Source organism: Haemophilus haemolyticus (genome assembly GCF_003490935.1).
In the GTDB taxonomy this organism is placed as follows: Bacteria; Pseudomonadota; Gammaproteobacteria; order Enterobacterales; family Pasteurellaceae; genus Haemophilus; species Haemophilus haemolyticus_M.
This window is the reverse complement of the sequence record NZ_QQGD01000004.1, coordinates 61,908-83,837: the sequence shown is the minus strand read 5'-3', so window position 1 is coordinate 83,837 and position 21,930 is coordinate 61,908. Positions and strand designations below refer to the sequence as shown.

Annotated in this window: 20 protein-coding genes and 1 other RNA gene; 14 read left to right on the top strand and 7 right to left on the bottom strand. The window is 38.0% G+C overall.

Annotated elements, in window-relative coordinates:
* Nucleotides 1-210: 210 nt before the first annotated feature.
* A complete protein-coding gene (ytfE, locus tag DV417_RS06370) occupies nucleotides 211-882 on the top strand; it encodes an iron-sulfur cluster repair protein YtfE (RefSeq protein WP_009499886.1) in 672 nt (223 codons plus the stop codon).
* 76 nt (nucleotides 883-958) lie between these two features.
* Here ytfE and rnpB read toward each other — a convergent pair.
* Nucleotides 959-1,335: RNase P RNA component class A (gene rnpB / locus DV417_RS06365), an RNA gene on the bottom strand.
* Between the two features lie 171 nt (nucleotides 1,336-1,506).
* Between rnpB and DV417_RS06360 the strand changes: the two genes are divergently transcribed.
* Together DV417_RS06360 and DV417_RS06355 are read left to right on the top strand one after the other, a co-directional pair.
* Entirely contained in the window at nucleotides 1,507-2,442 is a 936-nt protein-coding gene (locus DV417_RS06360) for a KpsF/GutQ family sugar isomerase (RefSeq protein ID WP_005631893.1), read from the top strand.
* Nucleotides 2,443-2,451: 9 nt separating this feature from the next.
* Nucleotides 2,452-2,994, top strand: coding sequence for a KdsC family phosphatase (locus DV417_RS06355; protein ID WP_118879122.1), 543 nt, complete (start codon nucleotides 2,452-2,454; stop codon nucleotides 2,992-2,994).
* A gap of 131 nt (nucleotides 2,995-3,125) precedes the next feature.
* Here DV417_RS06355 and yccS read toward each other — a convergent pair whose 3' ends face one another.
* Together yccS and DV417_RS06345 are read right to left on the bottom strand one after the other, a co-directional pair.
* Nucleotides 3,126-5,261 (bottom strand): YccS family putative transporter, encoded by a 2,136-nt coding sequence (gene yccS, locus DV417_RS06350; protein WP_118879121.1) that lies wholly within the window; start codon nucleotides 5,259-5,261, stop codon nucleotides 3,126-3,128.
* Between the two features lie 67 nt (nucleotides 5,262-5,328).
* A complete protein-coding gene (locus DV417_RS06345; RefSeq protein WP_118879120.1) occupies nucleotides 5,329-5,997 on the bottom strand; it encodes a curli polymerization inhibitor CsgI-related protein in 669 nt (222 codons plus the stop codon).
* Between the two features lie 207 nt (nucleotides 5,998-6,204).
* Between DV417_RS06345 and sohB the strand changes: the two genes are divergently transcribed.
* From sohB to DV417_RS06295, 10 genes are all read left to right on the top strand, one after another.
* Nucleotides 6,205-7,266: a protease SohB gene (gene sohB / locus DV417_RS06340; protein ID WP_118879119.1), complete on the top strand. Its 1,062-nt coding sequence runs from the start codon at nucleotides 6,205-6,207 to the stop codon at nucleotides 7,264-7,266.
* A gap of 177 nt (nucleotides 7,267-7,443) precedes the next feature.
* Entirely contained in the window at nucleotides 7,444-8,295 is an 852-nt protein-coding gene (locus tag DV417_RS06335) for an OmpA family protein (protein ID WP_118879118.1), read from the top strand.
* A 221-nt stretch (nucleotides 8,296-8,516) separates the two neighbouring features.
* A complete protein-coding gene (gene rsxA, locus DV417_RS06330; protein WP_005636563.1) occupies nucleotides 8,517-9,095 on the top strand; it encodes an electron transport complex subunit RsxA in 579 nt (192 codons plus the stop codon).
* An 87-nt stretch (nucleotides 9,096-9,182) separates the two neighbouring features.
* Nucleotides 9,183-9,764: an electron transport complex subunit RsxB gene (rsxB, locus tag DV417_RS06325; protein WP_046943227.1), complete on the top strand. Its 582-nt coding sequence runs from the start codon at nucleotides 9,183-9,185 to the stop codon at nucleotides 9,762-9,764.
* Complete coding sequence (gene rsxC, locus DV417_RS06320; protein WP_118879117.1) at nucleotides 9,765-11,846, top strand: electron transport complex subunit RsxC; 2,082 nt, start codon at nucleotides 9,765-9,767, stop codon at nucleotides 11,844-11,846. It abuts the gene before it with no gap.
* 4 nt (nucleotides 11,847-11,850) lie between these two features.
* Nucleotides 11,851-12,927 (top strand): electron transport complex subunit RsxD, encoded by a 1,077-nt coding sequence (rsxD, locus tag DV417_RS06315; RefSeq protein ID WP_118879116.1) that lies wholly within the window; start codon nucleotides 11,851-11,853, stop codon nucleotides 12,925-12,927.
* Nucleotides 12,927-13,550: an electron transport complex subunit RsxG gene (gene rsxG, locus DV417_RS06310; protein WP_065250463.1), complete on the top strand. Its 624-nt coding sequence runs from the start codon at nucleotides 12,927-12,929 to the stop codon at nucleotides 13,548-13,550. Before rsxD ends, rsxG begins: the two co-directional genes overlap by 1 nt.
* A 1-nt stretch (nucleotide 13,551) precedes the next feature.
* Complete coding sequence (locus DV417_RS06305; RefSeq protein ID WP_118879115.1) at nucleotides 13,552-14,250, top strand: electron transport complex subunit E; 699 nt, start codon at nucleotides 13,552-13,554, stop codon at nucleotides 14,248-14,250.
* A gap of 1 nt (nucleotide 14,251) precedes the next feature.
* On the top strand, nucleotides 14,252-14,887 hold the full coding sequence (nth, locus tag DV417_RS06300) for an endonuclease III (protein ID WP_118788270.1): 636 nt from the start codon (nucleotides 14,252-14,254) through the stop codon (nucleotides 14,885-14,887).
* Nucleotides 14,888-14,944: 57 nt separating this feature from the next.
* Nucleotides 14,945-16,318: a sodium-dependent transporter gene (locus DV417_RS06295; protein ID WP_118879114.1), complete on the top strand. Its 1,374-nt coding sequence runs from the start codon at nucleotides 14,945-14,947 to the stop codon at nucleotides 16,316-16,318.
* 49 nt (nucleotides 16,319-16,367) lie between these two features.
* Here the strand turns inward: DV417_RS06295 and qseC are convergent, their stop codons facing one another.
* The 4 genes from qseC to DV417_RS06275 all read right to left on the bottom strand — a co-directional run bounded on the left by qseC (nucleotide 16,368) and on the right by DV417_RS06275 (nucleotide 19,832).
* Nucleotides 16,368-17,723 carry a quorum sensing histidine kinase QseC gene (gene qseC / locus DV417_RS06290; RefSeq protein WP_118879113.1) on the bottom strand — a complete coding sequence of 452 codons (1,356 nt, stop codon included), beginning with the start codon at nucleotides 17,721-17,723 and terminating at the stop codon, nucleotides 16,368-16,370.
* Nucleotides 17,720-18,385, bottom strand: coding sequence for a response regulator (locus DV417_RS06285; protein WP_118776043.1), 666 nt, complete (start codon nucleotides 18,383-18,385; stop codon nucleotides 17,720-17,722). The genes qseC and DV417_RS06285 overlap by 4 nt, the downstream gene beginning before the upstream one ends.
* A 62-nt stretch (nucleotides 18,386-18,447) precedes the next feature.
* Nucleotides 18,448-18,813, bottom strand: coding sequence for a YgiW/YdeI family stress tolerance OB fold protein (locus DV417_RS06280; protein WP_118776044.1), 366 nt, complete (start codon nucleotides 18,811-18,813; stop codon nucleotides 18,448-18,450).
* Nucleotides 18,814-18,944: 131 nt separating this feature from the next.
* Nucleotides 18,945-19,832: a Dyp-type peroxidase gene (locus tag DV417_RS06275; protein ID WP_118776045.1), complete on the bottom strand. Its 888-nt coding sequence runs from the start codon at nucleotides 19,830-19,832 to the stop codon at nucleotides 18,945-18,947.
* A gap of 182 nt (nucleotides 19,833-20,014) precedes the next feature.
* Between DV417_RS06275 and DV417_RS06270 the strand changes: the two genes are divergently transcribed.
* A complete protein-coding gene (locus DV417_RS06270) occupies nucleotides 20,015-21,922 on the top strand; it encodes an FTR1 family iron permease (protein WP_420897218.1) in 1,908 nt (635 codons plus the stop codon).
* Nucleotides 21,923-21,930 lie beyond the last annotated feature (8 nt).

The following is a 21,930-nucleotide window of genomic DNA, read 5'->3' as shown; positions in this document are numbered from 1 at the left end:
ATACATAATGAATTTAACGCAGGCTCATTAGTGATAATTAATCCTATTTATGTAAATAACCATAAATTTTAACCTGATTATTATGAGGTATTTTTATTGATTTAAATCATAATTTAATCAATAAATAAATCTCTCTACTTTTCATAATCAGAAAAATATCCTACCATTTTTATCGGATTTATTTTTACTTAATCAATATAGGAGTGATTTATGTCTTTTGCCCAACAAAAACTTAGCGAACTCGCTGTTTCAATTCCAGGTGCAACTAAAATTTTTCGTGAATATGATTTAGATTTTTGCTGCGGCGGTTCTGTATTATTAGAAGTCGCAGCACAACAAAAGAATCTTAACCTTGCTGAAATTGAAAAACGTTTAACTGATTTACAACAAAGTAAAGCAGAAAATCATGATAAAGATTGGACTTCAGCATCTTATGCAGAGATGATCGATCACATTGTTACTCGTTTTCATAATCGCCACCGTGAACAACTCCCAGAATTAATTACATTGGCGGAGAAAGTAGAAAATGTACATGGTGATCGTGATGACTGCCCTATCGGCGTAGCAGCACAATTAGAAAAAATTTATGCTGAACTTAGTCAGCATTTGATGAAAGAAGAACAAATTTTGTTCCCAATGATCAAAATGGGGAATTATGCTATGGCCTCAATGCCAATTCGTGTAATGGAAATGGAACACGATGAAGCAGGGCAAGATGTAGAAGTGATCAAATCACTTACTAATAGCTGCACGCCACCAGCAGATGCTTGTTTCAGTTGGAAAGCCTTATATAGCGGTATTAATGAATTTATTGATGATTTAATGCACCATATTCATTTGGAAAATAATATTTTATTTCCACGTGTATTAAACGAAAAATAATTTAATATTCGTAAAAAAATAACCGCACTTTAATCTATTCCGAAAAACAAACTAAAGTGCGGTCATTTCCACAAAAATTTTGAGTTGGTCGATAAGCCGAGTTCTGTCGTGGACAATCATTCCTCTAGGCGACAAATTACTCTGCCGCTCAAGCAACCTACCCGAATCCTGAGCGGGCCACTCATTGGATTCCTATTTGGTCTTGCTACGAGTGGAGTTTACCCTGCTGCCAACCGTTACCGGAGGCACGGTGCGCTCTTACCACACCCTTTCACCCTTACCGTTTACACGGCGGTCTGCTCTCTGTTGCACTGGTCGTCGGCTCACGCCGCCCGGACGTTATCCGGCACTCTGCCCTGTGTAGCTCGGACTTTCCTCTCGTTTACTTGTCCCACTAGGTCGTATAAATACGGTTAAGGGCTTCAATAAACCAGCGATTGTCTAACCAACTCGGCGCGTAGTATAGGGGCAATCATTAGTGCGGTCAATAAAATCCCCAATTTTTAGAGATTGCTCGTCAATCTTATAAACAATAATGCCTAGCTTGCATCGAATTTTTCATTCGTATTTTTTTATGATTCCGCTAAAATAGCGCCAATTTCAACCGCTCTTTTAGGAAGAAGAATGAACTATCTAAAAATTGCACAGGATTCCCTTTCCGTAGAAAGCAACGCACTTTTACAACTCAGCCAACGTTTAGGTGAAGATTTTAATCAAGTCGTCGATTTAATCCTTGCTTGCGAAGGACGATTAGTCATCGGTGGGATAGGGAAATCTGGTTTAATCGGTAAAAAAATGGTAGCTACCTTTGCCTCTACGGGTACACCAAGTTTCTTTTTACATCCGACGGAAGCCTTCCACGGCGATTTAGGTATGTTGAAACCAATAGATATCGTGATGTTAATTTCCTATAGCGGTGAAACTGATGATGTCAATAAACTGATTCCCAGTTTAAAAAATTTCGGTAATAAAATTATTGCCGTGACGAGTAACAAAAATTCTACGCTCGCACGCCATGCAGATTATGTTCTAGATATTACTGTTGAGCGAGAAGTGTGTCCAAATAATCTCGCGCCAACAACGTCCGCACTTGTGACGCTTGCGCTTGGTGATGCGCTCGCCGTATCGCTCATTACGGCACGCAATTTCCAACCAGCTGACTTTGCTAAATTCCATCCAGGTGGCAGTCTTGGTCGTCGTTTATTATGTAAAGTGAAAGATCAAATGCAAACTCGCCTACCAACAATTTTACCCACCACCAATTTTACTGACTGCCTCACAGTCATGAATGAAGGGCGAATGGGCGTTGCCTTAGTGATGGAAAATGAGCAACTTAAAGGCATTATCACGGATGGCGATATTCGCCGCGCACTTACAGCCAATGGTGCCGAAACGCTGAATAAAACAGCCAAAGACTTTATGACAAGTTCACCAAAAACTATTCATCAAGACGAATTTTTATCAAAAGCAGAAGACTTTATGAAAGCGAAAAAAATTCACTCGCTAGTCGTTGTTAATGATGAAAATCACGTAGTGGGTTTAGTGGAATTTTCAAGCTAAGGAATCCCAATGCAACAAAAATTAGAAAATATTAAATTTGTCATTACTGATGTAGACGGCGTACTCACTGATGGACAACTCCATTATGATGCCAATGGTGAAGCAATCAAAAGCTTTCATGTTCGCGATGGTTTAGGCATAAAAATGCTGATGGATGCAGGTATTCAAGTGGCAATCCTTTCTGGTCGCGACTCCCCTATTTTACGCCGTCGCATTGCCGATCTTGGTATTAAATTATACTTTCTTGGCAAACTTGAAAAAGAAACCGCTTGTTTTAAACTCATGAAACAAGCAGGCGTCACTGCCGAGCAAACCGCTTATATTGGCGATGATAGTGTAGATCTCCCCGCCTTTGCAGCGTGTGGAACTTCTTTTGCTGTGGCCGATGCCCCTATTTATGTGAAGAATGCTGTTGATCATGTACTTTCTACCAATGGCGGCAAAGGTGCCTTCCGAGAAATGTCCGATATGATTTTACTGGCACAGGGAAAATCTTCTGTGTTTGATAGCGCCCAAGGTTTCCTAAAATCAGTGAAAAACATGGGACAGTAATAACTCATTCGTCAGTGTTATTGCTTAATAAAAAATAAAGTGCGGTTAATTTTCAAGGTGTTTTAAAATCTCTCAAAAATCAACCGCACTTTTATATTTATAACGATCCTATGCTTTGATAGCTTATTCTTTTAACAAGACTCTTTCCTAAAATACTCATAGAACTGCGGTAAGAGTTGTGTAATCAAATTCAATTGTTGATAAGGTAAACTAAAGACGGCTCGTTCTTCTGCGGTCATCTCTTGTTTTTCTAATTCTTTTAAATGTGTTTCGATACTTTCTTGCTGTTGGTTAAAAATAGCTTCAGGTATTTCTTCAATATGTTCTAAGGTATAGATAATTTTCTTTGCCACGGGATAAAAACCAGATAAAAACTGTGCGGTCTGTTGCAAATTTTTCATTCTGTCGCGATAAGCACCAAGGGCAGAAATATAGCTTAATAGAGAATAATTAAGTTTGAGTAAATCAAAGCCTTTTTGTAAATATGCCTTATATTTCACTGGCTCATTATTCATATTAGAAAGTGTTGTACTCAGTGCGGCTGCATATTGATGCGCATTACGACGTGCTATGCGATATTTAAGATCGTCACTTTTACCAAATTGCAATTGACTAATAATATGCAATAAATACACCGCATCACTACGCAATGCTTGATGGCTCACTTTATCAAGTTGCAAATATTTCCAATCTGGCCATAAGTAAGACACTGCAAACCATGAAATCGCGGCACCAAGCAAAGTATCGAGTAAACGAGGCATTAATGCGGCTGCCGTATCGAATCCCATGACGTCAAAACTCAGCAATACTTGTAGTGTGATGAAAAAGGTCGAGAAACTGTAATTATTACTGCGGAAGAAAAAAAACAACGTACTTGTGAGCACCACAAGACCCAGTTTTAATTCTAAGGTTGGATTTAAATAAGGTAATAGAGACCCCACCACTACGCCTAATATCGTGCCAATAATGCGCTGACGTAAACGCACTTTAGTTGCTGAATAGTTTGGCTGACACACAAATACAGTGGTCAATAAAATCCAATAACCAAGATTAAATTGGAAAAATTCAACAATTGCACAGCACAGAAATACCACAATAGATAAGCGTACCGCATGACGGAACAACGGTGACTCAAAAGTAAAATGGCTAAAAATCACCGCACTTATATTTTTTAACCCCTTGATCTGTTCCGTATGAATTTGAGCTAATTGTTCTGTATCCGTCGTTTCTTGTGCTAACTGGCGAAGTTGCCAATTGATGCTTTGTAAATTATCTAACAAAGTTTGGATATCAATCAGTTCATCTTGATCATTGAGATGTTGTGCTTTATATAGTTCAAAGGAATGCAACGTACCTAAAAGTGCACGTTCGACACGTTCATTAAAATGATAAGGTTTATTTTCACGCAAACTCGCCGTGATTTCTTTACAGGATTGTGCTTGTAGCTCTAACAAGCGTTGAATACGGAAAATCAAATCTGTATTTTTTAGTTTTTCCGTTATTTGTTGATAATCAAAATACGTAGAATTGGCGCGCTCATGAATGTCTTGCGCAGCAAAATAGTAACGTAACATTCTCTGGGTGCGAGGATGGCGATGTTGTCCTCTAATACGGTAAAAAAGTGCGGTACGCACAATATTAAACGCCGTGACAACATTCGCATTTTTCATTGCAAAATTGAGGTGTTTTTTTTCAATCTCTGCTACTTCGTCAGGATCAAAAAAACAGGATTTAGTATCTAAATATTCACCCAACGCACAAAACGCTTTAGCGACACTTTCTTGCACGGGGCGATTTGGGAAAAACAGGTAAACAATCAGAGTGACCACGCTATACAGTAAGGTACCGCATAAAATCATTAAGGGGTTAATAAACCATACATTTCCTTCAGGCACATAAGTCAATGTGGTATAAAGCGCAACCACTAATGAACCAAAAGCAATCGTGCTATAACGCTGCCCCACGGCGCCAATCATGGTGAAAATGAATGTCAGTACCGTCATTAACACAATATATTGGATAGGCTTACCGATATGTAACTGCACAATAAAGGATGAAATAGAAAAGGCAATGAGCGTGAAAAATACGTTTTTCAATCGTCCAGTTAAACGGTTATCCAAATCCACCAAACCACCTGCAATGATCCCTAGAATCAAAGGCATTGATTGCGAAGAAATATCAAAAGCCCATATTCCCACTGCCGCAATATTTACGGCAATAAAAACAGGAATCGCAGCGATTACTTTGGCATTTAACCGAATATTCATTTCAAATCCTTATCAAAATAGAAAAGTGAGCAACAAGGCTCACTTTTTATTGTATGAAGTGCGGTAATTATTTATGGGATTTTGCCCAATTTAAGAAACGTGTTTGAGTTTCTTTATCAGCTTGTTGGAACCAATATTGAAGCTGTTGCTCTGCAACGTTTTCACCTTGAACAACCACTTTACCTTTATTCACTTTTGCATTACTTGCTGGAGTAGCGACCATTGGGCTAGCAGCTGTGGTTGCAGCAAATGCAGCAACAGATGCAGTTGCACCAGACGCATTATATTCAGCAAGATCATTTACTACATTAGCACTTGGGAATAAACCTTCTTGTTTTAACACATCCACTTTTGCTGAAAGCGTATTGCCTGATTTTGTTTTCACACTAATACTTGGCATTTCATTGAATTTATCACCTTCTGAACGACCACGAATAGCTGGCGCCGAAATAACAAGATCCTCTGCATTGCCTTGGAATGTCACGATGACTGGGTTAGATTCAAAAAGGGTTTGGCTAGATCCAGAACCAATAATTTCACTTAAACGAACAACAACCTGATGGTTTTGGGTGTCATTCACAGCAAAGGTTTTAGCATCCTTCGCAAGAGATTTAGATGCCTTTTGACCATCAATGGCTAAAAGCTCAAGGTTAGATGAAGTAGAAACCATGCCAGCAAAAGTGGCTGTGCTAGCACATAATGTTGCAAGACCTAATACAACAGCACGTAATTTCATAATTACTCCTTTTTATAAATGAAAATGAAATTCTTCCTTATGCTATGCTAAATCAGCAGAAATGAAAATAAAAAAAGTGAGAATTAGTTTAAAAAATCTTTGTTGTAATAGCACAAATAATCACAATATTTTATCATGTTGATGCCTAAACTAGTCACGACTAGTCTCAAGCATAATGTAATCTATAAAATATCAATAGGAGTAACAATGTTAAACGATATTTTAACTGGCTATGGAATTTTTATTCTGGAAATTTTGACAATTTTATTACTCATTCTTGCTATTGTTGGTTTGGTGATTTCTTATCGTCAACATAACAAATCTAAAATAGGAGAATTAGAAATTAAAGACTTATCTGAAGAATTTGATCATCAAGTTCGTGTTTTGCGTGATTTTTATCTTTCTGAAGAAGAGCTAAAACAGCAAGCTAAGGCAGAGAAAAAAGCAGAAAAACAAAAGGCAAAAAAACGCAAAGAGAAATTAAAAAAAGGTGAAACCTTAGATGACGAAAAGAAAAGCTGTGTGTATGTCTTAGATTTTCATGGAGATATTTCAGCGTCAGAAACTACCGCACTTCGCGAAGAAATTTCAGCAATCTTGAATGTAGCAACACCAGAAGACGAAGTATTACTACGTTTAGAAAGCCCAGGCGGTATTGTTCATGATTATGGTTTTGCAGCCTCTCAGTTGTCTCGTTTGAAACAAAAAGGCATAAAATTAACCATCGCTGTAGATAAAGTCGCGGCAAGTGGAGGTTATATGATGGCTTGTGTAGCAGATAAAATTGTATCTGCGCCTTTTGCTATTATTGGTTCTATTGGCGTCGTAGCACAAATTCCAAACGTTCATCGTTTATTGAAAAAATATGATGTTGATGTAGATGTGATGACAGCTGGTGAGTTTAAACGCACAGTAACTGTATTAGGTGAGAATACCGAAAAAGGTAAGCAAAAATTTCAACAAGAGTTGGAAGCAACACATCAATTATTCAAACAATTTGTCTCACAGAATCGCCCTTGTGTAGATATTGATAAAATTGCCACAGGGGAACATTGGTTTGGCCAACAAGCAATCGACTTGAAATTAGTCGATGAAATTTCAACCAGTGATGATTTAATTTTAGAAAAAATGAATGAAAAACATGTAGTAAGCCTGAAGTATCGATTAAAAAAATCCTTGATCAAAAAATTAGGTCATCAAGCTGAAGAAAGTGCGGTAAATATTGTTCATCGTTATACTACAAAGCGAGCAAATGATTTTATACATTAAAAATAGATATCTTTACATTCCTTTACAAAAAAGAGGCTAATTTACTGATTTTATTATTTACAAGGCGATTTTTTGCCATTAGTATATGCACCCGAAACTTTAACAGTTTTGTTATGTTTAATTCGTAAAGTTTAGTTATGCCCTTTGAGGGTTTCTAACAAATAAAAGGTAAAACCAATGAAATTATCTCGTATTTTATTATCAACAGTTGCTATCGCAACTCTTGCTGCTTGTGGCAACTTAAGCAAAGTGACTGACGCAGGCACTCCAGAATATAAAGACGTAAATGGTGAACAAGTACCTCAATTAGTATGGCCTAAAATTGATTCAGCGACCTTCAACCACGATGGTAGCCAATTCGGTAGTTGGCCAAATTGGGATAACGTACGCATGATTGAAAATGGTATGAACAAAGATCAAATTCGTCAATTAATCGGTGATCCTCATTTTACTGAAGGTTTATATGGCGTATCTGAATGGGATTATGTATTCAATTATCGTGAAAACGGCACCCATAAAGTTTGCCAGTACAAAGTATTATTTGACAAAAACCATAATGCACAAAGTTTTTTCTGGTATCCAAACGGTTGTAACGGTAATTCAGCATTCAATTTAAGCGGTGATTTCTTATTTGACTTCAATAAAGACACCTTAACTGCACAAGGTAAACAAGTTATTGATAGCGTAGCATCTCAATTAAAATCTACTGGTGCTAAAGAAGTTAAAGTTGCAGGTTATACAGATCGTTTAGGCTCTGATACTTACAACTTGGATCTATCTCAACGTCGTGCAAATACCGTTAAAGCTCGTTTATCTGAAGATGGTGTGAATTCTCTAATTACTGCTGTAGGCTATGGTAAAAATCCTCAAGTAAAAGCTTGTGAGGGTGTTAATGGACAAGCGTTAAAAGATTGTTTACGTCCTAATCGTCGTGTTGAGATCACTGCCTCTGGTTCTGAATTAAAACTACAAGAAGGTGGAAAATCTAACGGTGGTACTCAAGGGCCAGCAAAATTATATCAAAAATAATTGATGTAGAACATCAAGCAGTACTCTACTCACATAAGTCAAGTTGAGTATCGTTATTCAAATATTACGCAGCTAATAGTTTAAATGATTAGCTGCGTTTTTTATTCATATCTAACAAAACGTGAAAATCTAAATTTTCTCTTTCTCCTACCCCAAATTTTCTATTGTTATCGCGCCTATAAATGAGGATAATAGCCGACTTATACACAAGGCAGAAAGCAATGACACACTATATTTTATTAATTATCGGTACTGCGCTGATTAACAACTTTGTATTGGTGAAATTCTTAGGACTTTGTCCTTTTATGGGCGTATCCAAAAAAATTGAAACCGCAGTGGGAATGGGGTTAGCAACCATGTTTGTATTAACAGTTGCCTCCCTTTGCGCATATTTAGTTGATCATTATATTCTTGTTCCCTTAAATGCTACTTTTTTACGCACATTAGTATTTATTTTGGTTATTGCCGTAGTTGTACAATTTACCGAAATGGTGATAAATAAAACTAGCCCAACGCTATATCGTTTACTTGGAATTTTCTTGCCTTTGATAACAACAAACTGTGCAGTTCTCGGTGTCGCATTATTAAATGTAAATCTTGCTCATAATTTAACGGAATCTGTTGTTTATGGTTTTGGTGCATCTCTTGGGTTTGCACTTGTATTAGTGCTTTTTGCTGCACTCCGTGAACGTCTTGTCGCAGCTGATGTACCTTTAACTTTCAAAGGTTCATCTATCGCACTTATTACAGCTGGGTTGATGTCTCTTGCTTTTATGGGATTCACAGGACTAGTGAAGTAATAAAATGCTCTATCTTTTAATGGCTATTACCATTTTGATTTTATTTATTGGGTTCTCTCAGTATTTTTCAGGAAAAAGAAATAAATAATGACCCTTCTATTCATCGTAATCACTTTACTCGCTTTAATTTTCGGTGCGATTTTAGGCTTTGCTTCACTTAAACTCAAAGTTGAAGCGGATCCCATTGTGGAAAAAATAGACTCTATCTTGCCACAAAGCCAATGTGGACAATGTGGTTATCCAGGCTGCAAACCATACGCTGAAGCTATTTGCAATGGAGATGACATCACAAAATGTATTCCTGGTGGTCAACCTACCATCGTAAAAATTGCAGAGATTTTAGGTGTTGATGTACCAGCAATGGATGGAGTAGAAGAACCTATCGAGAAAGTCGCTTTTATTGATGAAAATATGTGTATTGGCTGCACGAAATGTATCCAAGCCTGTCCTGTTGATGCCATTATTGGTACAAATAAATTCATGCACACGATCATTCCAGATCTCTGTACTGGTTGTGAACTTTGCGTTGCGCCCTGCCCAACAGATTGTATCTCAATGATTCCCGTGAAAAAAAATATCGATAATTGGGATTGGAAGTTTGATGCAAAATTAGTCATTCCAGTAATGAATGTAAATGGCACTGAGAAAAAATTGGTTGTGGGGGAATAAATGGCGGACGTATTATCTCGTTTCAATTCCGGTAAATTATGGGATTTCAAAGGTGGCATTCATCCGCCTGAAATGAAATCACAATCTAATTCACAACCATTACGTCATCACCCTTTAGTTACGGATTTTTACATTCCTCTTAAACAGCACGCAGGAACAATAGGTAACCTTTTAGTAAAGGAAGGCGATTACGTATTAAAAGGTCAATCTTTAACGCAAGGCGATGGCTTACGTATGCTACCCGTTCATGCGCCCACTTCAGGCACAATTAAATCGATTAAACCTTATGTCGCTGCACATCCGTCTGGTCTTGATGAAGCTGCAATTCATTTGCAAGCAGATGGGTTAGATCAATGGCTAGAACGTAATCCTATTGATGATTTTTTAACACTCTCGCCAGAACAACTCATTAACAAAATCTATCAAGCTGGTATAGCTGGCTTGGGCGGTGCAGTGTTTCCGACTGCCGCTAAAATTCAATCAGCAGAGAAAAAAGTTAAACTCTTAATTATCAATGGTGCAGAATGTGAGCCTTATATTACTTGTGATGATCGTCTTATGCGTGAACGCGCTGATGAAATCATAGAAGGCATTCGTATTTTGCGTTATATCCTACGACCTGAAAACGTAGTCATTGCCATTGAAGACAACAAACCTGAAGCAATAGAGGTAATTCGCAAAGCGCTACAGGGAGCAAATGACATTAGCATTCGAGTGATTCCAACAAAATATCCTTCGGGTGCTGCAAAACAGCTTATTTATTTGCTTACAGGAATGGAAGTGCCAAGTGGTGCGCGTTCTTCTAGTATTGGCGTACTGATGCATAATGTTGGTACAGCCTTTGCAATTAAAAGAGCGGTGATAAATGACGAACCTTTAATTGAACGTGTCGTCACCCTTACAGGTGATAAAATTCCTGAAAAAGGTAATTATTGGGTTCGACTTGGTACACCAATTTCTCAAGTATTGACGCACGTGGGTTATCAATTTGATGAACGTTATCCAGTGTTTGCGGGTGGCCCCATGATGGGATTGGAACTTTCCAATCTCAATGCACCAGTGACCAAAATTGTCAACTGTTTGCTTGCACCAGACTATTTTGAATATGCAGAACCAGAGCCTGAACAAGCTTGTATTCGCTGTTCTAGCTGTTCTGATGCCTGCCCAGTCAACTTGATGCCACAGCAACTCTACTGGTTTGCGCGTAGTGAAGATCACAAAAAATCGGAAGAATACGCCCTCAAAGATTGTATCGAGTGCGGGATTTGCGCCTACGTATGCCCAAGCCATATTCCGCTGATTCAGTATTTCCGCCAAGAAAAAGCAAAAATTTGGCAAATAAAAGAAAAACAGAAAAAATCAGATGAAGCCAAAATTCGCTTTGAAGCGAAACAAGCGCGAATGGAACGAGAAGAACAAGAGCGTAAAGCACGTTCACAACGTGCAGCAGAAGCACGTCGAGAAGAATTAGCGCAAACCAAAGGTGAAGATCCTGTTAAAGCGGCGCTAGAACGCTTGAAAGCGAAAAAATCCAATGAAATAGAATCAGTACAAGTTAAAACGATTACCTCAGAAAAAGGGGAAGTTTTACCTGATAACACTGATTTAATGGCGCAACGTAAAGCTCGTCGTCTGGCTCGTCAGCAAGCGGAATCTCAAGTCGAAAACCAAGAACAACAAACTCAACCAACCGATGCGAAAAAAGCAGCGGTCGCAGCCGCACTTGCCCGTGCAAAAGCAAAAAAACTTGCACAGGCAAATGAAACCGCTGAATCAGTCTCAAATACTCAAACCGTAGAAAGTGCGCTAGAAAAAACAGACGAAAATTTAACCGCACTCGATCCAAAAAAAGCGGCGGTAGCTGCAGCGATTGCGCGCGCAAAATCGAAAAAACTTGCACAAACAAATGGAACCGCTGAATCAGTCTCAAAAAGTCAAACCGTAGAAAGTGCGGTAGAAAAAACAGACGAAAATTCAGCCGCACTTGCTCCAAAAAAAGCGGCAGTAGCCGCTGCGATTGCTCGAGCAAAAGCAAAAAAATTAGCAAAAACACAAGCAACATTAGAAAACAATCAGGAATAAAATAATGTTTAAAATGGTTAGCTCTCCTCATACTCATTCGGGGAAACTCACAGCGCGTATTATGCTTTGGGTCATGTTGGCAATGATGCCAGCTTTTTTGACGCAAATTTATTATTTTGGGTTTGGCGTGGTGCTTCAATCCGCATTAGCCATTGGTACAGCAATCATTGCGGAATTTATTGCAATAAAATTACGTGGTAAAAAGTCGTTAAATTATCTTTCAGATTTCAGCGTATCCCTGACAGCTTTAATTTTGGCGATGGCTATTCCACCTTATGCGCCTTATTGGATCATCATCATTGGAACACTTTGTGCAGTTTTATTAGGTAAACAGGTTTATGGTGGCTTAGGACAAAATCCATTCAATCCAGCGATGATTGGCTATGTAATTCTTCTAATTTCATTCCCGTTACAAATGACAACTTGGATGCCTCCAATTAATTTATTACAGGAACCACCGACTTTTTCAGATGCGTTTTCATTAATATTTTCAAGTTTAACCACTGATGGATTTACGCTTTCACAACTCACACATAACATAGATGGCATCACCCAAGCAACGCCTTTGGATAGCGCAAAGATCTTCTATAAAAGTCACACTCAATTAAATGATTTTTATGAATTGATTAAACTGCCGATTTTTATGGGTAATGGAACCGACTTTGCTCAAGGCTGGTGGCAAGTCAACGTGGCTTTCTTAGCGGGCGGAATTTTCCTTATTTTAAAACGTGTCATTCACTGGCAAATTCCAGTGGCGATGCTTGTCACCTTTTTCTGTTTAGCCACAGCGACCGCTTTTACTGGCTTCACACATTTAAGTGCGATTAGCCAACTCGTGAGTGGTGCAATGATGTTTGGCGCATTTTTTATTGCGACTGATCCTGTTACAGCTTCTATTACACCACGAGGAAAAATTATTTTTGGCGCATTAGTGGGGTTATTTGTCTATCTCATTCGCTATCACGGAAACTTTCCAGATGGTGTAGCATTCGCAATTTTATTAAGTAATATTTGCGTTCCACTTATCGATCATTACACACGTCCTCGAGTATCTGGTTATCCAACAAAAGGAAAAAAATAATGGGCACAGTAAAAATCACATCGCGTTACGGGATATTGTTAGGCTTTGTCGCCCTACTCTGCACAGCTATTTCTGCGGGTATTTTTTTCCTAACAAAAGATAAAATTGATGCGGTGATGGCGGCACAACAACGAGAATTGCTTTTACAGGTCATTCCACAAGATTATTTCAATAATAATTTGCTAGAAAGTGCGGTCATTCCTCAAGATAAAAATTTGGTGGGCATTCAGAAAATTTATTTTGCGAAAAAAGATGGAAATGTTTCTGCCTATGCCTATGAAACCACTGCGCCGGATGGTTACTCTGGTGATATTCGCTTGCTTGTGGGATTAGATCCGAAAGGTGAAGTACTAGGCGTGCGAGTCATTGAACACCATGAAACCCCAGGTTTAGGCGATAAAATTGAGCTCCGTATTTCCAACTGGATTTTAAATTTCACTCATCAATCGATTAATGAGCATAATTTGAGCGAATGGGCAGTAAAAAAAGATGGTGGAAAATTTGATCAATTTTCTGGTGCAACCATTACACCTCGCGCAGTGGTGAATCAAACTAAACGTTCAGCATTAATCATGCTAAATAATCAAGCCTTGTTACAACAGCTTTCAACACAAGTGAAATAATATGACAGATTTAACTGAAAAAAATACCGCACTTGAAGAAGAACAAACAGAAAGTGCGGTTGAAAATCAACAAAAATCCATGTGGAAAGAAATATTTGCTCAAGGAATTTGGAAAAATAATCCTGCGGTTGTCCAACTTCTCGGGCTTTGTCCGCTTTTAGCGGTGTCTAGCACGGCCACCAATGCACTGGGTTTAGGTTTAGCGACAATGCTTGTGCTCAGTTGTACAAATACTGTTATTTCACTTTTCCGTAAATATATTCCGAATGAAATCCGCATTCCAATCTACGTGATGATTATTGCGACAACAGTAACTGTCGTTCAACTTTTAATGAATGCTTATACTTATACGCTTTATCAATCACTTGGGATTTTTATTCCACTCATCGTTACCAACTGTATTGTGATTGGTCGAGCAGAAGCATTCGCCTCAAAAAACAGCTTACTCCATTCCGTTTGGGATGGGTTTTCAATGGGATTAGGGATGGCGCTTAGCTTGACAGTACTTGGCGCATTGCGTGAAATCATTGGACAAGGTACGGTTTTTGATGGCATCGAAAATCTATTCGGCGAACAAGCGAAATTTTTAACGCTCCATATTTACCATACAGACAGTAGCTTTTTACTTTTCATTCTGCCACCAGGCGCATTTATAGGATTAGGCTTACTCCTAGCAATAAAAAATCGAATTGATAAATAAGATGAATAAATTAAAAAGAATCGAAATATTAACCCGATTAAGAGATCAAAATCCCCACCCGACTACAGAATTACAGTATAATTCGCCCTTCGAATTATTAATTGCGGTAATTCTATCGGCACAAGCAACCGATAAAGGCGTGAATAAAGCGACAGAAAAACTATTCCCTGTTGCAAATACGCCTCAAGCGATTTTAGATTTGGGATTAGATGGTTTAAAAAGCTATATAAAAACTATCGGGCTTTTTAATAGTAAAGCAGAAAATATTATCAAAACCTGCCGCGATTTAATTGAAAAGCACAACGGTGAAGTGCCCGAAAATCGTGAAGCCTTAGAAGCATTAGCAGGTGTGGGCAGAAAAACAGCCAATGTTGTACTAAATACGGCATTTGGTCATCCAACCATTGCGGTGGATACCCATATTTTCCGTGTATGCAATCGAACTAATTTTGCACCAGGTAAAGATGTTGTAAAAGTGGAAGAAAAACTGCTTAAAGTCGTACCTGATGAATTTAAAGTGGATGTTCACCATTGGTTAATTTTACACGGGCGCTACACTTGTATCGCACGTAAACCTCGTTGTGGCTCATGCATTATTGAAGATCTTTGTGAATATAAAGAAAAAGTTGAGTTTTAATTTTGCGGTAAAACACCCTAATTATTTACCGCACTTTTATTAAAAATAGGATAAAAAATGACAACAAATAATAAACAGCGACAAACTTGGTCGAGCCGCCTCACTTATGTTATGACGGTCGCAGGCGCAACTGTCGGTTTCGGTGCAACTTGGCGTTTCCCTTATCTCGTGGGGGAAAATGGTGGCGGTGCTTACGTTCTACTCTTTTGTATCGCAATGATCGTAATCGGTATTCCTATGATTCTCGTTGAAAACGTGATCGGCCGTCGCTTACGTGTAAACTCTATTGATGCCTTTGGCGATAAAATTCTCGACAAAGGAAAAGGCATTTCTAAATATTGGAAAATATTAGGTTATATGGGCTTACTCGGCGCATTTGGCATTATGGCGTATTATATGGTGCTTGGTGGTTGGGTTATTTCTTATATCATCAGCCTAATTAGCGGTACATTAGACATTTCAACCCCAATTACAAAAGACATTGCCAAAAATTTCTACGATCTTCATATCGGTAATAGCCCTTATGAAATTATGTTGTACACCTTCTTATTTGTTGTCGTGAATTACATTATCTTGGCAAAGGGTATCATTGGTGGGATTGAACGTTCAGTAAAATATTTAATGCCATTACTATTTATCTTCCTCATTGGAATGGTAATTCGTAACGTAACATTACCGGGCGCAATGGAAGGAATTACATTCTATTTAAAACCTGATTTCAGCAAAATTACGCCACAATTATTTATCTTCGTTTTAGGTCAAGTATTCTTCGCATTGAGTCTTGGTTTTGGCGTATTAATTACCCTTTCAAGCTACTTAAATAAAGAAGAAAACTTAATACAAACTGCAGTTATTACAGGTTTCACCAACACAATTATTGCTGTACTTGCTGGCTTTATGATCTTCCCATCACTTTTCACTTTTGGAATTGAACCAAACGCAGGGCCAACATTAGTATTCCAAAGTTTACCTATCGTATTTTCTCACTTATGGGCAGGTAAATTCTTTGCGATTATCTTCTTCGGCTTATTATTAATTGCCGCACTAACGACTTCTATCACAATTTATGAAGTAATCATCACGGCATTACAAGAAAAGCTCAGAATGCGCCGTGGCAAAGCGATTGTCTTAACCCTTGGTGGGATTTTTATCTTGGGTAATATTCCAGCAATTTTAGGGGATAATGTATGGAAAGATGTTACCATTTTCGGCAAAAGCATTTTTGATTTCTATGATTATGCAAGTGGAAATATTCTCTTTATGCTGACCGCACTTGGTTGTGCTATTTTCGTTGGTTTCGTGTTAAAAGATGAGGCGAAAAAAGAACTTTCTCCAACACCTGACTCAACATTCACTAAAATCTGGTTTAACTATGTGAAATTCGTTGTGCCAGTGATTATTTTAGTCATTTTTATCAGCAACCTATTCTAAAAAAGAAAAAACCGAGTTTTTGCTCGGTTTTCTTTTTTAAAGGAAATATCTATAAAAATATTTGTGCCCTTAAGCCAATTCGCTGCCCTTCTTTTATAACATTTTCTAACCGCACTTTGAATCCATGTAATTCCGCAATTCGCATAACAATAGAAAGCCCTAAACCACTGCCCTTTTCATTTTGCCCAGCTGGACGATAAAAACGCTGTCCAAGCTTTTTCAAATCTTCAGGTTCAACGCCACCGCCATTATCTTCAACAATAATCTGAGAAGAGGCGATTTTCACTGAAACGGTTGTGTCTTCAGGACAATATTTAATGGCATTATCTAATAAATTTCTAAGCATCAATGAAACTAAAATTGGTTGCCCTTGTTTTGACTTTGGTTCAGATTCTTTCTCAAAAGCCAAGGTAATTTTACGTTTTTCTGCCACAAAATAACGCTCAGCAATCAGCGATTGAATAATGCCTTCCCAATCAATAGACTGTAATTCTTCCAATTCTTGTAAATTATCCAGTTTTGAAAGGGTCAAAAGTTGCTCAATTAACTGAGATGCACGATCAATCCCTTGTGTTAAATGCAAAAGTGCTTGTTCTCGTAATTCCACATCATCACCCGCCAGTTGAGCAACTTCAGTTTGAATACGCAGTGCTGCCAATGGACTACGCAATTCATGGGCTGCATCAGAGGTAAAACGACGTTCGCGTTGTAGCATAGCCGAAGTGCGGTCAAAAAATTGATTTAAATTTTTTACTAAGGGTAAAATCTCAGCAGGTAAACCTTCTGGATTCAGCAATGATACATCACCAGATTTTCTCGTTTGTATTTCTTGACTTAAACGTTTAATCGGTCTCAACTCTTTATAAATCAACCATCCTAAAACGATAATTAAAATAGGCAAACTCGCAAACCAAATCCACATTTGCCCAAAGATCATTTCTTCAATTAAATCTTCACGATAATCTAACTCTTGCCCTACTGCGATAATCAATTTCCCATTCGCTGCCGTACGCCAGAAAATTCGCCAGTTATCGTCATCATCATAAATATGAGAATTATGAAAACCCGTTTTATTATTAAAAATAAAATCTTTTCCATTTCGTCCATCACTGAATAAAAGTTTCCCTGTTTTAGAAAAAATAGCAAAGGCTAAGGCATCATCGTCGTAACTTTTTTTTAATGCCGACTGTGAATTTTTATTTAGCGTTGTACTAGATTCCAACAAAATAGTACTTAAATCTGAATTTGCGAGCCGTTCAGCAAAGAGAACTTGTTGTGCATCAAAAACTTTATTCACATCGTGGCGCACTTGCCACCAAGCAACAAGCGTAGAACCAAGCCAAACAAAAAGTGCGGTTAAACAAAGCACAGAAATAAGACGCAATGTAAGGCTTCTATTTTTCATTTTTCAATTTGTCCCAAAGCATACCCAACACCGTGTACCGTACGAATAAATTGTTTCCCCAATTTTTGGCGTAAATTATAAATATGCACATCCAATGCGCCGCTGCTAATTTCCTCATCCCAACTTGATAATTTTTCTTCAATTGATGAGCGAGACAGTACTCGATCTTTATTCAGCATAAATAATTCAAGTAATTTGTATTCACGGCTTGTTAAAGAAATAGGTTGATTATTTAGCCAAACAGAACGCTGATTTGGATCGAGTTTAACGCCTGCGTGCTCAATCACCGAATGATGATGACCATAACGACGACGAATAAGTGCTTGCAAGCGCGCCGCAACTTCAGCCAAAGCAAAAGGCTTGCAAAGGTAATCATCTGCACCGCTTTGTAAACCTTTGACACGTTCATCTAAGGTATCACGGGCAGTCAAAATCAATACGGGAACATCTTGATGCTTGGAGCGCCATTGTTGCAATACCTCTAATCCATCAAGTTTAGGCAATGTCAAATCCAATACCACCGCATCATAAGGCGCAGAGGTTAAGGCATCCATTCCTGTTTTACCATCCGTAAACCAATCCACCATAAAACCAAGTTTAGTTAAACCAATCTGTAAACCATTGCCGATTAGACTATCGTCTTCTATCAATAAAATTCTCATAAAAATTGACCGCACTTTATAAACAAAAACAGCGAGCTAATGCTCGCTATCTTCAAAGATAATTATTCTGCTTTTTCGATACGCAATACATCAAGTTCTGCTTTCTCAAATACCTCATTATCCAATTTTCCATAAATTTTCACTTTATCCTTTGAATCCACGTTTAAACCATTCCAAACGCGTTTTTTAATTTCAATCTTGATTTGCCCTGTTCCATCAGTAAACCAAAATTCATCCTTATCAATTTGTTGTGTGATATTCCCTACTAAAGTAATCATTGAATTATCAGCTGCAGATAAAGCTTGTTTTACACTAATTGCAGCAGGGGCTGCTTGTTGAAAACCACCTTGACTATTATTGCCATTAAAACCAGCAAATGCTGAAGTGGTTGCTAATGCGAAGATTGTTGCTAATGCAAATTTTTTCATAACGTTTCCTTTTTAAGTCAGTTAATTTCAAGCACCATTGCTTGGATGTGTGTATTAAAACAAATAAATCTTAAGAAAAAGTTAAGAAACATAAAAAAACCTAAATTTTTTTAATTTAGGTTTCTCATAAATTAAAGTTTATTCAACTGCTCAATAGATGGTGCGTAATAATAAGCGCCCGTTACAGCCTTCGTAAAACCTAAAATGCGGTCAGTTTTTCCGTCTTTTTCACCAAACATATTCAGCAACTGTTGTTCAATGTTATAAAGCGTTGCGCAGTAAGCAATAAAGAATAATCCGTGCGTACCGCTCGCTGTACCATAAGGTAAGCTTTGACGTAAGATTTTTAAACCCTTGCCATTTTCTTTTAAATCTGTACGACCAACATGAGAAGTATCGGCCTTATCTTCCATTTCTACGCTATCCGTTTTGGTGCGTCCGAACACATTTTCTTGTTTTGCCGTATTTAATTTTTCCCATTTAGCGAGATTATGTTCATAACGTTGAGTAAACACATAACTCCCATCTTTATCATTACCATTTGAAATTAATGCCACTTCCGCTCGTTGTGCATCCTTTGGATTTTCAGTTCCGTCAATAAAACCCGTGAGATCTCGTTCCTCCACCCAACGGAAACCATGAATTTCTTGCTGAACGTCAATCGCTTGAGCAAAAGCATTCACTGCAGCTTGTGCCACAGAAAAATTAACATCAGGGCGTAATGATTGAATATGCACTAAAAGATCAGTTTGTGTACTTGGCGCAGTTAAATCACCTTTTCCTAAAGTAACAAAAGGTTTAAGTTCTGGTGCGTCCTGCCCTCCAAGGGTTCTCCAAGCTTTATCGCCGAAAGCAACTACCGCCCCCAAACGAGCATCGGGATAGGTTTGTTGAAGCTGTTCTAAGCGAGTAAGGAATTGGCGAGCCGCCGCTGGAATCTGAGAATAATCTGAGATATTTGCTTCTAAAAATACGCCTGCTTTGCAACCATCAAGCAAAATACCAGTTTGTGCTGTCATAAAAATCTCCTAAAAGGGCAATTGGAAAACGCTTGCATTATACATGCAGCCATTAAAAAATCTTAAATATTCAAATAAAACTTGATCTAAGTAGCAAAAACTCAAATTTATTGTTGAGATTTTTTCTCATTAGATATATCTTTCAAATACGAATGGATTTCATTTATAAGGTTATTAGTTCTATGCCGTACCTTTTACGTTATATCAGCATATCTTTACTATTTTTATTTTCTCAAACAGCCTTTGCCGATAACTATCAAAAATGGGTAGATGACATCACTCAACGCTTGAATCACACCGAACAACTTCTTAAAGAAAACAAAATTGATGATGCCAAAACCGAAGTACAAATGGCCTATTTTGAAGTATTTGAAAATTTAGAAGGTCCTATTCGTATTAATTTTTCAGCGCAAAAAAGCTATCAAATGGAAGCCACTTTTGGTGAAATTCGCAAGATGATTGGCGAAGGTAAACCAATGAATGAGGTTCAAGCCAAAATTAACGGTTTAAAAAATGAATTACAAGAAGTTTTACCTTCTCTTGTTGAAGGGCATCAACTCAATGCTGATAGTCAGCACGGCGTTTATGATAATCAAGCCATCAAGCCTTATTGGCAACAAAGTTTCAAAACCATTGATGATCTCGTTGCACAAGCCATTACCGCCTATGAAAACGGTGATTTTGCCAATGCTAAGAAATCATTCCAACAAGCCCAATACGACGGCTACAAAAATTCTGAAATGGAAATGTCGGTTAGAACTAACCGCTCTTCTGAAATTTCATCAGCGATCAATCAACAATTCTATAATTTGATTCGTTTGAGTGAGCAGCCTGATCAAATGACAGAAATTGCTTACCAAAGCACACAACTCTTGCAAGATATTGAAGAGCAACTTCCTAATTTGCCAACCACTCGCGATGAGCAAAACGCTCAAGCGACACAATCACAAGCGCAAACTTCAGATAAGGTTGCAGATCAAGATTGGGCAAAAATTACAACTGAAATCAACCAACGCATTCAACAAGCTATTGCACTTTATGAACAAGGCGATGCGAAAAAGGCCATGCTTGCAGTACAAGACACTTACTTTGATGTATTTGAAAGTTCTGGCATGGAAAACAAAGTAGGCTCGCGCGATAGCAATTTTAAAGCAGAATTAGAAGGTTATTTCACTCGTTTAGTCAGCCTGATGAAAGCGGGAAATGGCGACAAATTACAAGAACAAGCTGCAGGTTTAAGCCAAAACTTAGCGAAAGCCGTTCAAATATTGCAAGGTAGCGAACAAAGTGATTGGTCTATGTTCTTATATAGCTTGCTTATTATTTTACGTGAAGGCTTAGAAGCGTTGTTAATCGTTGCCGCTATTGTGGCTTATATGGTTAAAAACAATCATCACGATAAATTGCCAGTTATTCGCCAATCCGTTTATATTGCGTTAGGGGCAAGCGTAGTTACCGCATTCATCTTTCAACTTATTTTTGAAAACTCAGGGCAAAACCGTGAATTGCTTGAAGGTTTCACAATGATTATCGCGGTCTTTATGCTATTTAGTATGAGTTACTGGTTGCTTTCTAAAGTCGAAGCACAAAACTGGAAACGCTATCTCGAAGGCAAACTATCAACGGCATTAACAGCAGGCTCGCTATTCGGCTTATGGCTTACCAGTTTCCTCGCGGTATATCGTGAAGGCGCAGAAACCGTATTGTTCTATTATGCCCTAGTTGGCGATGCGAAAAGTGCGGTCAGTTTAGCCTATCTTTTTGCTGGCTTTATTTGCGGAGTGATTTTACTTGCGATTTGTTACTTTGTGATGCGTTACACCGTGGTTAAATTGCCATTAAAACCATTCTTTATGTTTACCGGTTCATTTATGTATTTAATGGCATTTGTGTTCGCTGGCAAATCTGTACTTGAACTTATTGAAGGTAAACTGTTTGAACCGACATTAATTAACGGTGTACCAGAAATCTCGTGGTTAGGTGTTTATCCTTATGTGGAAACCCTTGTGCCACAAGCCATCTTAATTCTTGCTGCTATTTTTGCTTTGTTTGTTATGAAATATCAAAGCAAAAGAGCGGTTTCAAATTAACTCAAAAC